This window comes from Desemzia sp. FAM 23988, from assembly GCF_045528365.1.
Lineage (GTDB): Bacteria > Bacillota > Bacilli > Lactobacillales > Carnobacteriaceae > Desemzia.
In genome coordinates this window covers 1-13,608 of the sequence record NZ_JBGQQS010000007.1, presented here as the reverse complement: position 1 = coordinate 13,608, position 13,608 = coordinate 1, and the positions used below count along the sequence as shown (strand labels likewise).

At 39.9% G+C, this 13,608-nt stretch carries 11 protein-coding genes and 1 pseudogene; 4 read left to right on the top strand and 8 right to left on the bottom strand.

Translation table 11 applies throughout. The features are described from left to right. Positions 1–35: 35 nt before the first annotated feature. The gene (locus ACEN4L_RS05490; RefSeq protein ID WP_407096308.1) at positions 36–1,154 is read left to right on the top strand and encodes a glycerate kinase; all 1,119 of its coding nucleotides are present in this window, start codon (positions 36–38) and stop codon (positions 1,152–1,154) included. On the opposite strand, the gene ACEN4L_RS05485 is transcribed toward ACEN4L_RS05490, so the two are convergent. Together ACEN4L_RS05485 and ACEN4L_RS05480 are read right to left on the bottom strand one after the other, a co-directional pair. After that, the gene (locus ACEN4L_RS05485) at positions 1,138–1,893 is read right to left on the bottom strand and encodes a MurR/RpiR family transcriptional regulator (RefSeq protein ID WP_407096309.1); all 756 of its coding nucleotides are present in this window, start codon (positions 1,891–1,893) and stop codon (positions 1,138–1,140) included. The genes ACEN4L_RS05490 and ACEN4L_RS05485 overlap by 17 nt on opposite strands. A gap of 598 nt (positions 1,894–2,491) precedes the next feature. Beyond that, entirely contained in the window at positions 2,492–3,415 is a 924-nt protein-coding gene (locus ACEN4L_RS05480) for a 1-phosphofructokinase family hexose kinase (RefSeq protein ID WP_407096310.1), read from the bottom strand. A gap of 241 nt (positions 3,416–3,656) precedes the next feature. On the opposite strand from ACEN4L_RS05480, the gene ACEN4L_RS05475 reads away from it, so the two are divergent. After that, positions 3,657–4,967: an NCS2 family permease gene (locus tag ACEN4L_RS05475; RefSeq protein ID WP_407096311.1), complete on the top strand. Its 1,311-nt coding sequence runs from the start codon at positions 3,657–3,659 to the stop codon at positions 4,965–4,967. 130 nt (positions 4,968–5,097) lie between these two features. Here the strand turns inward: ACEN4L_RS05475 and phnE (ACEN4L_RS05470) are convergent, their stop codons facing one another. The 4 genes from phnE (ACEN4L_RS05470) to ACEN4L_RS05455 all read right to left on the bottom strand — a co-directional run bounded on the left by phnE (ACEN4L_RS05470) (position 5,098) and on the right by ACEN4L_RS05455 (position 8,716). Beyond that, positions 5,098–5,913, bottom strand: coding sequence for a phosphonate ABC transporter, permease protein PhnE (gene phnE / locus ACEN4L_RS05470; RefSeq protein ID WP_407096312.1), 816 nt, complete (start codon positions 5,911–5,913; stop codon positions 5,098–5,100). Positions 5,914–5,932: 19 nt separating this feature from the next. Then, positions 5,933–6,760, bottom strand: coding sequence for a phosphonate ABC transporter, permease protein PhnE (phnE, locus tag ACEN4L_RS05465; protein ID WP_407096313.1), 828 nt, complete (start codon positions 6,758–6,760; stop codon positions 5,933–5,935). Positions 6,761–6,772: 12 nt separating this feature from the next. Then, positions 6,773–7,552 carry a phosphonate ABC transporter ATP-binding protein gene (phnC, locus tag ACEN4L_RS05460; protein ID WP_407096314.1) on the bottom strand — a complete coding sequence of 260 codons (780 nt, stop codon included), beginning with the start codon at positions 7,550–7,552 and terminating at the stop codon, positions 6,773–6,775. A gap of 96 nt (positions 7,553–7,648) precedes the next feature. Further along, complete coding sequence (locus ACEN4L_RS05455; protein ID WP_407096315.1) at positions 7,649–8,716, bottom strand: phosphate/phosphite/phosphonate ABC transporter substrate-binding protein; 1,068 nt, start codon at positions 8,714–8,716, stop codon at positions 7,649–7,651. A 298-nt stretch (positions 8,717–9,014) separates the two neighbouring features. Between ACEN4L_RS05455 and ACEN4L_RS05450 the strand changes: the two genes are divergently transcribed. Then, complete coding sequence (locus ACEN4L_RS05450) at positions 9,015–9,764, top strand: HAD family hydrolase (RefSeq protein ID WP_407096316.1); 750 nt, start codon at positions 9,015–9,017, stop codon at positions 9,762–9,764. Between the two features lie 378 nt (positions 9,765–10,142). On the opposite strand, the pseudogene ACEN4L_RS05445 reads toward ACEN4L_RS05450, so the two are convergent. After that, a pseudogene (locus tag ACEN4L_RS05445) lies at positions 10,143–11,648 on the bottom strand (PTS transporter subunit EIIC). An 11-nt stretch (positions 11,649–11,659) separates the two neighbouring features. Continuing rightward, complete coding sequence (locus ACEN4L_RS05440) at positions 11,660–12,352, bottom strand: N-acetylmannosamine-6-phosphate 2-epimerase (protein WP_407096317.1); 693 nt, start codon at positions 12,350–12,352, stop codon at positions 11,660–11,662. 194 nt (positions 12,353–12,546) lie between these two features. Between ACEN4L_RS05440 and ACEN4L_RS05435 the strand changes: the two genes are divergently transcribed. Next, on the top strand, positions 12,547–13,365 hold the full coding sequence (locus tag ACEN4L_RS05435) for a MurR/RpiR family transcriptional regulator (RefSeq protein ID WP_407096318.1): 819 nt from the start codon (positions 12,547–12,549) through the stop codon (positions 13,363–13,365). The last annotated feature ends 243 nt before the right edge of the window (positions 13,366–13,608 follow it).

Here is a 13,608-nt window from a genome sequence, read left to right as displayed (position 1 = left end):
TATAAAAAGAAGTTTCTATTTGAGGAGGGAAATAAATGAAAATACTAGCGGCTATTGATTCTTTTAAAGGGTCTATGGAGAGCCAAACAGCAAATGAAATTGTGAAACAAGCTTTGCCTCAGCATGAAGTAATAACTTTTCCGATCGCAGACGGAGGAGAAGGAACGGTAGATGCCTTGACTTCCGTACTAAAAGGGCACAAAATCACTGAATCGATAACTGGTCCGAATGGAAAACAAATCCAAGGAACTTTTGGCTGGGTAGAGGAAGAACGTTTAGCCATCATTGAAGTGGCGGAAGGAGCTGGAATTACGAAAGTTCCTGCAGAGTCATTAGACCCCAGACATCATACAAGCTATGGAGTAGGCGAGCAAATCAAATCAGCTTTAAATTTAGGAGCAAATGAAATTATTATTGGACTTGGAGGAAGTGCAACAGTTGATGGAGGAATAGGTCTGCTGCAAGCTTTAGGAGTAGAATTCTATGATGAAAACAATCAACTTTTACCAACGCTGCCTATCCGACTTGGTGCCGTTAAGAAGATTGAATCAGAAAATATTGATACAAGGCTGAAAGAAGTGAGAATTACAGTGGCTTCAGACGTAACAAATCCATTGTGCGGACCTGATGGCGCCACTTATATATTTGGACCGCAAAAAGGATTGGCTGAAACTGAGCTGGAAGCTTTTGATAAAGAAATGACTAGCTATCACAGAGTAGTCAATGAATGGACAAAAACTCATTTTGAAACAGCCCCTGGAGCTGGTGCAGCAGGCGGAATTGGTTTTGCTTTGTATTCTTTTTTGGATGCGTCTATTGAAAATGGATTGCAGTTGTTAGCAGATAAAAGAGATTTAGCAAATAAAATCGCACAAGTAGATCTGGTTATTACAGGGGAAGGTAAATTTGATACCCAATCTCTCAGTGGAAAAGTTCCCATCGGAATCAGTCGTTTAGCGAAAGCTGAAAATGTCCCTGTTATCCTTTTTTGCGGCAGCACTGAAGGAAATAGAATTAAATTAACAGAAGAAAACATAGCAGCTATTGTTCCTATCGTTGATCAACCAATGACGTTGGAAGAAGCCATAAAAAAAGGCCCTGATCTATTGAGCAGAGCCGTTAAAAGGACTTTTTGTCTTATATCTTTAAGGTAGATGCAGAATGATACTTCTTTAAATATGCTGTGAACAACAAATTGATCAAATAATGAATACTGAAGCGATCTGCTGCATCAATCCCATCTATTTTTAGTTCGGAAGTATAGCCATACAACTGATAAGTTGTGATTTTAGATAAAGGATTTGTAGAAAAACCCGTAATACTAATCGTTTCTGCACCTGAAACAGAGGCAATAGTCGTTGCAGACAATATATTGTCCGTTGTTCCGCTATTACTGATCGCAATAGCCAAATCTTTGTCGGATAGTAACCGTGCGTTATGCTTCATAACGTGTGGATCGACAAAAGTTTGGCTGTTTTTGCCTAAAATTTTCAACCGTTCATTTAATTCCTGAGCTGGGAAGCGAGACAATCCTACCGCAAAGAAAAGGAGTTTATCTGCTTCGTGTATTTTAGTGATCAACGTTTCTATCACATCAGGATTAATTAATTGTTTCGTTTTGATGATTTGCTCATCTAGGGATGTTACTTCTCCAAAATTATCTTTTTCCTGCAAAGTATGAAAAAGCCCTTCTCTAAATTCCGTATACCCTCTAAAACCTAGTTTTTGACACAAACGGACTACTGTATTGGGAGCAGTATAATTTTTGGCTGCTACTTCACGAATCGTCAAGTCATTGATAGTAGTTGAATGTTCCAATAAGTATTCAAGAATAGCTGCTTCAGTTTCATTTAATAAATGTCGATTCTGTTTCAATAATTCATAGAAATACACTAGACTAGACTCCTTTATTTAGAATTTGTATAACGTTTTCAATATAAGTTACTTATACTATACCGAAAAATAGTGGGGAATTCACTAAGGTATTGTGGATAGTTATGAGATAATAGCGTGCAAATGATAAAAAAACAAGTATAAGAATCAATTGGGGTAAACTGTGATTATTTTTTGTGTTTAACTGTTCTTGTGCTATATTAAAAATACATCATTGGATACCTCATGAAAACCACAAATATTTTTTTAGATAAAACTCTCCTACAATAAAAGAAGAAATTATTTTTCCTCAGTTGTTACAAAACTCTATTCCATTCGAAGCAATAAGAAACACCTTCAAACGCTTCATATGCCTATCAAATATTTTTAACATACTTCTACAGTAAAAATGCTCTCTGATGACGAAGGTCACTCTTGTAAAGGAGACGCCATGCAAAAAAGAAGAGTAATGATTGGGTTTACAAATGGCTGTTTACTATCCCTTGTTTTATGGATGATTATCGGTTTATTGATAAAACTCCTGTTTCATTAAGCAAGTGGCATACATAAAAAGAAGCCAACTTTTTTCTTTGGCTTCTTTTTGCAGTCTGCATTTAAATTAGGCAAACTTTTTAACAGTAACTTTCTTTTGCAATTTGCGGGCATCTTTAATGTTGAAAGTTGTGCTGTCGTTGTATTGGACATGATTGGCTGCACAAGCGCTAGCCAGAGATAAGCATTCTGTCAATGGTTTGTTGAGTGAGAGACTGGCTAAAAACGTACCGACAAAGCAATCTCCAGCGCCTGTATCGTTGACCAGTTTCACATTAGGAGTACTGACTTGTTGGAGTTCGCCTGCATGAGCGCAGATGCTGCCGTCTTTCCCAAGAGAAACAATGACGTAATCAATTTTTTTAGACAGCTCTCTGATGTGATCCAAAAGGTTGTCATCAGAAGGAACCAATTCTTGGATTTCAAATCGATTCGGTTTGATAAAATTGACACCTACTTCAACAGCTTTCTTTAGAGCTTCTCCTGAGAGATCGCAGGCAATAAAACAGCCGATTTTCTTTAATTGTTTCAATAAATCTTCCAGATCGCGCAGTTCGAATCCGGGAGGCAGGGAGCCGGCTATCAATACCATATCTTCTTCCTGGACTTTGTTTTCTATTTTTTCATAAAGCAGTTCGGTATCGTAGTCCGTGATTTTAAAGCCTTTTTCAGTGATCAGGATACTTCCGCCGACATTTTCTTCTAAAATGACATAGCTTTCTCGTGTCGGCTTGCCAAATACTTCCACAAGATCGTGGTTGATGCCTTTCTCTGAAAGAATTTTTTCTAATTTGCTGGCGTTGGTAGTTCCCGAAAAGCCGAGTGCTTGGTTCTTAACGCCCAGCTGATTCATCGCATAAGAACCGTGGTGACCTTTGCCGCCAATATCGTAAACTACTTTGCGCAGGCGATTATTTTTTCCTTTGGTAAGGGTTCCCTCAAGAAATAGCAACCGGTCTATGGTAGGGTTTAAGGTGATCGTATAAATCATGTGAAGAACTCCTTTCGTCTTACTGATTCTGACATTATTGTAGCACTCATCCAATCGATATACAGTTATTTGACTTCTAGAATGAGGTCAATTGAAGGGGTCTCTAGCAAATGAAAGCAAATGCGATCAAATGATGGGGACTCACTTTTTTATTTACTTGCTAAGCCATTTATTATATGATTATTCAGGTTGATTTTGGAAAAAAGCTGTTGCAAACAGCTTTAGATATTGGAGGATCGGTATGAAAAATAAAATTACTTCCTATTTTGAACTTGAGCAGTTACATACGACGGTGAGACGGGAGATATTAGCCGGATTTACGACGTTTATTTCAATGGCGTATATTTTATTTGTGAACCCGACTGTCTTGGGTGCGTCTGGCATGGATGAAGGAGCTGTTTTTACAGCTACGGCTTTATCCAGTGCGGTAGGGTGTATTTTGATGGGAGTATTGGCACGCTACCCGATTGCTACAGCACCCGCATTAGGGATCAATGCCTTCTTTTCTTATTCGGTTTCGGTAGGAATGGGCATTCCTTGGGAAACCGCACTAGCTGGTGTGTTCGTGGCCTCATTAATCTTTATAGTGATCACGGTTTTTAAATTACGGGAATTGATTATTGAAGCCATTCCGGCTGATTTGAAATACGCTATTTCTGGTGGTATTGGTTTGTTTATCGCCTTTATTGGATTAAGTGAGGGCGGTATTGTCGTTGCAAATGAATCCACTCTTGTTGGATTAGGATCGCTTCAGGTGAGTTCTACGTGGTTAACTATTTTTGGGTTGGTCGTGACGTCTATTTTAATGATTAAACGGATTCCAGGGGGCATTTTTATAGGAATGATTGCCACAACTCTTTTAGGATTGGCAACAGATATCATTCAAGCACCTGATCGACTTATTTCAGCAGCTCCAAGCATTTCTTCTACTTTTTTAGTGGCGTTGAAACACGTTGGCGATATCAACTCCATTCAATTATGGGTGGTCGTTTTAACGTTCTTGTTAGTGACTTTTTTTGATACAGCTGGAACACTTGTTGGTTTAGCGAACCAAGCAGGGTTTATGAAAGGCAATAAAATGCCGCGAGTTGGCAAAGCCTTGGCTGCTGATTCAACGGCCATGCTGGTAGGGTCGCTTTTAGGAACCTCTCCGGTTGGTGCGTATGTAGAATCGTCTGCCGGAATCGCTGTCGGAGGTCGTTCAGGCTTAACTGCTGTGACTACGGGGATCTTCTTTATCTTCGGTTTGTTCTTTTCACCGTTGTTATCAGTAGTGACACCGCAAGTGACAGCACCTGCTTTGATTCTCGTCGGTGTTTTGATGACACACTCTTTGAGTCAAATCGAATGGAGCAAATTAGAAATCGCCATTCCTTCATTTTTGATTCTTATAGGTATGCCGTTAACTTACAGTATTGCAGATGGAATCGCTTTTGGATGTATCTTTTACCCCATCACAATGATCGCCGCTAAGCGAGGAAAAGAAGTATCGCCGATTATGTATGGTTTGTTCTTTGTGTTCATTGGCTTTATGTGGATATTGAATGCGTAAGAACTGAAATAGAAGCAAAAGTTAACTCAAATGGATAGAAACCCCAGAAGGAAATGCTGGAAAATCAAAAATTTAAGGTATAAAAAAGGGTCTGGAAATTTTTTCCAGGCCCTTTTCGATAGATTGAGGATTATCTTTCACCGCTTACCAGATTGGCTCTTAGTTTATTTGAGAACATCTCAACCACTAAGATCAGTATGACAAGTCCAATCAATATTGAACCTACTTCATTCCAGCGATAAGAATTCATTGCGAAAATCAAAGGTGCTCCGATACCTCCAGCGCCAACTAAGCCTAAAATGGTCGCATCTCTTAAGTTCATGTCAAAACGATAAATAGTTGTCGACAAGAAATTTGAGAATAGCTGAGGTAAAATACCGTAACGGATTTTCTCGTATGTGCTGCACCCCATAGAAGTCATTGCTTCAAGTATACCGCGGTCCAAGTTCTCAATAACATCTACGTACAATCTTGAGACCATACCGATTGAAGTGATCGACATCGTCAATACTCCGGCATAGGCACCAGGCCCGGTTACACGGATGAACATCAGTCCGTACACTAGGGAAGGAATTGTACGGATAAAGATGACGACTAATCTGGTGATATACGATACGGGTCCACCGACAACGCTTGGAGCCATCAAAAAAGAAATCGGAATCGCAAGCAGTGATCCGAAAATCGTTCCTAGAAATGCAATCGCAACGGTTTGAAACAATAAGAAGGGGACACCTTCAGCAGTAAAATTAAATAGAAATTCCAAATCTGGGGTGAAGATCCCTTTGACAATATTCACAGCCAGTCCGGTACCTTTTTCGTCCAGACCTGTAATGTCAACGCCCATAAACGACCAGACAAGAAGAGCCAATACGATCGCTGCGATAGTGGATAAGTACAGCTTGCGATTTGGGGCTTCGTTCAGTTGATTTTTAACAGTTAATTCCATTGAATCTCTCTTCCTTTCGCTATGATAATTTCCGTCTAAAGTATTCACTGACTCGCTCGATAATAAAAACAACAACCATTAAAACCAGCAAGACCATCCCTACACTTGGGTAGTCTCTCCAGCCTAGACGTTCGTTCAATACCAGACCGATTCCACCAGCACCTACATACCCTAAAATCGCAGCATAGCGAACGTTTCCTTCAAATGCATACAAAGATACAGACAGATAAGTCGGCAATACATCCGGAACGATGGCATAGCGAAAAGCTTCTACCTTGGATAACCCCATAGACTCATGTGCTTCAAAAGCCCCCATATCGACACTTTCAATGTGTTCATACATCAATTTACCGATATAAGACAATGTGAACAAGAAAATCGCAATGGTTCCGGCCATAGTCCCTAATCCAAATAAAAAGGTGGCAATTAAGGCAACGACAAGGGTGGGCAAGGTTCTAAGTATACTAAGAACAGTCTTGAAAAAGCCATTGAGCCACTTATTGTGGATGATATTTCCAGAGGACAACACAGCTAACGGAATTGCTAATACGGCTCCAACAATGGAACCCAATAAAGACATTTGAATCGTATCAAATAAAGGTCCCCATATATTTGAAATAAAGCCGAAGTTAGGCGGAAACATGTCGACGATAATGACGAAGAACTGATATCCTCGTGTGAAGAGCAAGGAGAGATCAGCGTCCGTAGCTTGGAAAGAAATCACGATTGCGATGGCTGTCAGTATCAGAATAAGCGGGAGCCTGGAAGCCCGTTGTTTGACTGTTTTCCCATTTTGCAGTGTATAGGTTTTGGGGTTGAATAGTTTATCGTATAATGTTTCGTTCAATTCGTTTCCTCCTTAAACAGCAGCTTCTTCAAGAACGTTCGCATGTGGTACCGTAGTGACGTTTCCGTAAATGTTGTTCAGAACATCTGGAGTAACGTTTTTGGATTGTCCGTCATAAACTATTTCACCTTTGCGGATACCGATTACTCGATCTGCATATTCCAGTGCCAGTTCAACATGATGAATATTGATTAGAATGGACATACCCATCTCTTGATTGATGCGCTTGAAGTCATTCATAACTACTTTTGACGTGACCGGGTCTAAAGAAGCAACGGGTTCATCCGCTAAAATAATCGAAGGGTTTTGAGCTAAAGTTCGTGCTAACGCCACACGTTGCTGTTGCCCGCCTGACAATTGATCAACTCTGTTGTAGGCTTTATCTAAAATACCTACTTTGTCCAAAGCTTCAAGTGCTGCAATTTTTTTATCTTCGGGAAATAATCCAAAAAACTTTCTCCACAGAGGCAATTCGGGAACTGAAGATACCAAAACATTATTGATTACACTGGTACGTGTCACCAAGTTGAACGATTGGAAAATCATTCCGATTTTACGGCGGAAGCTTCTGATTTGTTGGCCTTTCAAGTTGCTTACATTGACATCATTGACATTCAATGTCCCGAAGTTGATTTCGTGCATTCGATTGATGCAGCGGATCAAGGTAGATTTTCCTGCTCCGGACAAACCGATAATAGCTACAAATTCACCTTGGTCGATCTTTAAGTTGATGTCTTTTAGTGCGGCAACACCGTTGGGATAAGTTTTATTTACATTAATAAATTCAATCATAGTAGATAGTCCTTCCTAAGATATACTAAAACATTAAACCAAGAGAAGACTCCCAGCTTAATGTTTTAAATGGGGTATTAAATTATGCCGTATAGATTATTGAGCTTGCTCTAACAGCACTTCTTGTGCTTTACGTTCATTATCGTAGTCTGAACTTTGAGCTTTTTTATATCCTTCGTGAGAATAGATTGAAATGATTTCTTTGCCTTCATCTGTTTCAGAGATATTGATAAATGCCTCTTGTAAAGCGGTCTTTAAATCATCCGTCATAATATCGGAGTTCTTAGAAACACTGATCGTATCGTTGTAGATACCAGGTGTAACACCAATGACATTTGTTGCATCCCAAATTGTTTCATCTCGGTCGAAACTGTTTTGCCAGTCTTCTTCATAGTCACGACGAGCATCTGCGAATACCACTGAAATGTCAGCTTGTTCTTGTGCTAAACGAGCCATTGAAGTTCCGTAAGAATCTGCTTCAGAGATATGCTCTAAGTCAGAAAGTGATTTGCCGTAGTTGTCTTGCAACCAGATTGTTGGATAGATGTACCCTGCTGAAGAAGTAGAACCCATAACGCTCCAAGTAGCTGAGTTCAAGTCTTCCCAAGTCAGCTCTTCGCCGTTATTTATTTTTTCTGCCAGTTCTTGTCCCTTTTCAGAAGGTCCGGCAACCAAGATTGAACGGTAGTAAGTTACTTGTTCATCGGTTGGTTCAGTCGGTTTGTTTGCATTCCATTCAGCTGGATCTTCTGAATCGTTGCTTAAACCGGCACGAGTTGAGGTCAAAATAACTTCTGCTCCATCATCGTACAATACATAGGTACCGCCTGGTAAGAATCCAACGTCAACAGATCCTGCAGACATTGCTTCTCCTACAGCTTCATAGTCAGTCCCAACATCGATTGTAACTTCGCCGATGTCGTAACCTAAATCAGCCATTTCTTCAATCAGTATATCTTTCAAAGGTTCTGTAGCTGTGACGATTTCTTCCGGATCACGTGAGGGTACGAATTGAATGGACAATTCGTCAATCGCTTGATTGCCTTCATTAGTTGCGCTTGAATTCGTATCTTCTGAAGATGCAGTCCCACTGTTTCCACATGCTGCTAATACTAAAGTTGATGCAAAAGCCAGCCCTAGACCTTTTAACCATTTTTTTGACACATTTTCTCCTCCTAGTACTTTTATGTATGAGATTTTTAATACTTATGTATTGTAACGATAATGCATAAGGTGGTTCTATCAAGTTAAAGTAAAGTTACTGTAAAAAAACAATGTAAATAGTAAAGAAACAGTTAAGCAGAGCGGTTTTCTAGCAACGTTAAAGGGGGAATAACCGTTCTTTTTCTCTATCACAAAGCCTTAATCTGCTGAATCTTGATTTGCTTTATGAAGGATGTTCCATATAATGTTATAGGTAGTCAATTAGATATTACGGCAATTAAATACGAGGCGGGATTAAGTGATTAAGGCAGTTGGGTTAGATTTAGACGATACATTGTATGACAGAAATCAAGTATATGAGAAAACTTTTCAGGTGATGGAACAAAGCGTTCTTACAACAGGGATTTCCTTTCGAAATTTTAATGACATCTTTCAGCAAGAGTCGCAGATAGAATTTCAAAAATTTACTCAGGGAATAAAAGGGGAAGTAAAGTTTAAAATTGATCGGGTTTTATCGACTTACGAAAGACTAGGTTATCCTCTCAACTATGAACAAGCACTCCAATTCAATGAGTTGTATCTTCACCATAAAAAACAAATAGAACTGAGGCCAGGGATGGCAAAGCTGATAAACTATCTCCACTCGGTCAATGTGGAATTATTTGTTTTAACAAATGGCGCTCAGGAAACGCAAACCAGTAAGTTGCATTATTTAGGTATTGATAAGCTGATACCGGCTGAAAATACGTTTATTTCAGGGGCGATGGAAGTGGCCAAACCAGATAAGGAAATTTTTGGTTTAGTCGAGGATTCTCTTGGTCTAGCCGGAAATGAAATCCTGTATATTGGGGATCACTATGAGAATGACATCATTGGGTGCCAGCAGAATAGTTGGACGGCGGTGTATTATAACGTGAATGATGAAACTGTAGAGGATGAGAATTTGGTTCAGTTTTCTACGGATCAACAGGTTTATGAGTATATTAAAAAGATGAGTATGGATTTGAACATCAAGGGAAAAACAGTCTTGATGAAGAATTGGATTTGAACATCAAGGTAAAAACAGTCTTGATGAAGAATTGGGTTTGAACATCAAGGGAAAACCACCCTTGATGAAGAATTGAGTTTGAACATCAAGGTAAAAACAGCCTTGATGAAGAATTGGGTTTGAACATCAAGGTAAAAACAGCCTTGATGAAGAATTGGGTTTGAACATCAAGGGAAAACCGCCCTTGATGAAGAATCGCATTTAAACATCAAGAGAAAAACCACCTTGATGTTCAATCAGCGTTAAACCGCAACCAGCGTTATAATGGACTTTACGTGTGTTGGCTAAATTTCTTTCTTGTTCCATCAAAAAACGAAAAACCGTGTTCTGCTCAACCTCTGAGCAGAACACGGTTTTATTTGTATCAGAAAGAAAAAATTAGTCGTCTGTTCCCATAATCTGATTGATCTCTTGGCTCAATAGATTGGCTTTACCACCAAACACGGCTTGAACTCCACCGTCTACTTCGAAAACAGAAGCGGCACCTAATTGTTTGATACGGTCTTTGTCGACTATTTGGTTGTCTTTGACGGAAACGCGTAAGCGAGTTGCACAAGCAGTAACGTATTCAATGTTTTCTTCGTTACCCAGTGCTTCAATAATCACCAAAGCTTCGTCCGTTAAAGAAGATTTTCCGCGTTCAACAGATCCAGTAGCAGCGTCGTCATCTGTTACTTCCATACCTGGGATAGCTACTACGAATTTCGTGATGAAGAATCGGAATACCGCATAGTACACAAGCGCCCATGCGATCCCCATAGGAATGACCAACATCCAGTTCGTTGAATCATTTCCTTGTAAGACACCGAATAGTAAGTAGTCAATAAAGCCACCGGAGAATGAATTTCCGATACGGATATTTAAAATATCGGCTACGAAGAAAGATACTCCGTCTAAAAAGGCATGAATGGCATACAACCAGGGTGCAGCGAATAAGAATGAATATTCAATCGGTTCTGTGATACCGGTTAAGAAAGAAGTGAAAGCATTACTGATGTAAAGCCCAGCATTTTTCTTGCGGTTCTTTTTAGGAAGAGAGTGCAACATCGCAAGTGATGCGGCTGGTAAACCAAACATCATGGTTGCAAAACGACCTGAGAAGAAGCGAGTTCCATAAGTGAATAATCCTGTGTGATTTGGATCAGCCAATTGACCAAAGAAGATATTTTGTGCTCCAGAGATAGTTTCTCCATTAACAACTTCAGTACCACCTAATTCTGTATACCAGAACAATGGATAAATCGTGTGGTGTAGTCCAACAGCTCCTGTTAAACGAAGCAAGAATCCATAAAGGAATGAGCCAAAGCTTCCCATTTGTGCAATAGACTCACCGGCTGAAACCAATAAGTTTTGGATTGGCGGCCATACAATAAAGAACATACCACCGATAACAATAGCAGCAAGTGAAGCGACGATCGGAATGAAACGGGAGCCTCCAAAGAAGCCTAAAAATTGTGGTAACTGAATCTTGCGGTATTTAGTGTGTAAAGCGACAACGGTCAGCCCAATTACGATAGCCCCAAGGACTCCAGTGTCAACAACGGTGCCTTCTGGAAGGAACAGAGTTGCAAGAACGCTCAAGGTACCGGTATAAACGACGTACGATACTGCTCCGGCAAGACCAGCAGTTCCTTTATCCCCATTGGCTAATCCAACCGAGATACCGATTGCAAAAATCAGCGGCAAGTTAGCAAACACGGCGCTACCTGCAGAGTTCATTACTTGTAAAATCGTTTGCAATCAAGCTGCGCCTAAAAATGGAAAAGCGGATACAGTTGCAGGGTTGGTCAATGCGCCACCCAGTCCAAGTAACAGACCGGCTGCTGGCAAGATAGAGATAGGCAGCATCAAGGCTTGACCTAATTTAGATAATTTCTTAAACATGTCATTCCCTCCTAGTTTTCTAGTGCCTGAATAAATCCGGCAGCAATTTGTTTGGGTCTAGTGATAGCTCCACCAACAACGATTCCGCTAACACCTAGATTGTGAATTTTTTTAGCTTGTTGTGGAGTGTGGATTTTTCCTTCAGCGATTGTTGGAATACCAGCGTCAACTAATTTTTGAATCAATTCGATGTCTGGTCCATCTACTTTAGGGCTGTAAGAAGTGTAGCCTGACAAAGTAGTACCGATAAAATCAATCCCAGCTTCATAAGCATTGACACCTTCTTCAAATGTACTGATGTCGGCCATGAATAATTGTTCTGGGTATTTGGCTTTAATTTGCGCGATAAATTCATTGATGCTCAAACCGTCATGGCGTTTTCTTGAAGTACAGTCTAAAGCGATAACTTCAACACCTGTCTCTGCTAATTCATCGACTTCTTTCATGGTAGCGGTAATAAAGGGTTCTTCCGGTAAGTAATCGCGTTTGATAATACCAATAACCGGTAGATCAACTTTATCTTTGATTTGGATGATGTCTCGCACAGAATTAGCTCTGATTCCAACAGCACCAGCTTCTTTTGCAGCTTGAGCCAATAGCGGCATAACGCCACCTTCTTTGGTATAAAGCGGCTCATCAGGCAAGGCTTGGCAAGAGACGATTATTCCTCCTTTGACTTGGTTTAAAAATGTTTCTTTATCCATTTTATAGACGTCCTTTCTTTTTCGGATTTTTTCTTCAAAATCATAATATCACTATTTTAATGATTTTGTAAACCTTTTACATTTATTATTTAATTTATTTGTGTCTATTTGGAGAAAAGTGGAGTGAAGAGGATAAATGAGAAGAAGTATTGTATAATGGGGATACAATGTCGAGTGGAATGAGAGGAAAGAATATGAGTTATATAAAAAAAATTCAAGATTGTTACCCAGAGTTGACGAAATCAGAACGGAAAATGGCCGATTACATCTTAACAAATCGCAGTGAAGTTTCTAACAAAACGATGAATGACATCACAGCGGAAATCAGCGTTGGGGACGCGACGGTGATCCGTTTTTGCAAAAAAATCGGGTACAGCGGCTTTAGTGATTTGAAAATCGAAATTGCCAAAGAAGATTTTTCTAAGCGATATGAATACCAATCCGAAGAGATGTACTACGATAAAATATTTCAAGATTCGATAACCGTACTAAACGAAACGTATCAGCTGATCGACTCCAATGATCTGAAGCAGACGATCCAATACATCGCACAAGCTGAAAACATCAGTATTTTCGGTGTAGGGTCTAGCGGACAAATCGGAGTGAGTTTTGAAAAGATGCTGCTGCGTGTAGGGCTTCGAGGAAAAGCTTATAACGATGCGCATTTTCAATCTCAAGTGGCCTCCATTATGTCCACTAGTGATGTGGTAGTAGCTATGTCATTATCCGGCAGAACTAAAGACATTATTGATTCGGTTCGTTTGGCGAAGCAAAATGGAGCTAAGATTATTGTTTTGAGCAACACAACGATTTCTCCTTTATCCAAATTAGCCGATGTGCTGCTGCAAACACCGGTCAATGAGTTTATCAATGGTGAATCCATCGAAGGAAAAATTGCTCAGTTGTCTATTTGCGAAACAATTGTGAGAGGGTATGAGTTGGAGCATAAAGCAGATGTGCTGGAAATCAGAGAGAAGATTACGCGGTCGATTATGGGTAAACAAGTGGAATAACGCTGGAAACACGTTAGGTGGGGTTTACGTTACTTTAAAGAGGCTAATTGGCAAAAAAAGGCACGTAAAATAGTGTTGCGTGCCTTTTATAGAGACAAATAGCATCGAGTAGGAGGTAAATAATTAATTTATTTACCGTCCTCTCACACCACCGTACGTACCGTTCGGTATACGGCGGTTCAATTTTATATAACATGCTTTTGTTTTAAATAGTAACTATCGGGAGATACTAGACCTTTGAGG

Excerpts from the sequence above, each read along its gene's own strand:
- ACEN4L_RS05490 (WP_407096308.1), top strand. The coding sequence starts at position 36 with ATGAAAATACTAGCGGCTATTGATTCTTTTAAAGGGTCTATGGAGAGC.
- ACEN4L_RS05480 (WP_407096310.1), bottom strand. The coding sequence starts at position 3,415 with ATGATTTATACGATCACCTTAAACCCTACCATAGACCGGTTGCTATTT.
- ACEN4L_RS05475 (WP_407096311.1), top strand. The coding sequence starts at position 3,657 with ATGAAAAATAAAATTACTTCCTATTTTGAACTTGAGCAGTTACATACG.
- phnE (WP_407096312.1), bottom strand. The coding sequence starts at position 5,913 with ATGGAATTAACTGTTAAAAATCAACTGAACGAAGCCCCAAATCGCAAG.
- phnC (WP_407096314.1), bottom strand. The coding sequence starts at position 7,552 with ATGATTGAATTTATTAATGTAAATAAAACTTATCCCAACGGTGTTGCC.
- ACEN4L_RS05440 (WP_407096317.1), bottom strand. The coding sequence starts at position 12,352 with ATGGATAAAGAAACATTTTTAAACCAAGTCAAAGGAGGAATAATCGTC.
- ACEN4L_RS05435 (WP_407096318.1), top strand. The coding sequence starts at position 12,547 with ATGAGTTATATAAAAAAAATTCAAGATTGTTACCCAGAGTTGACGAAA.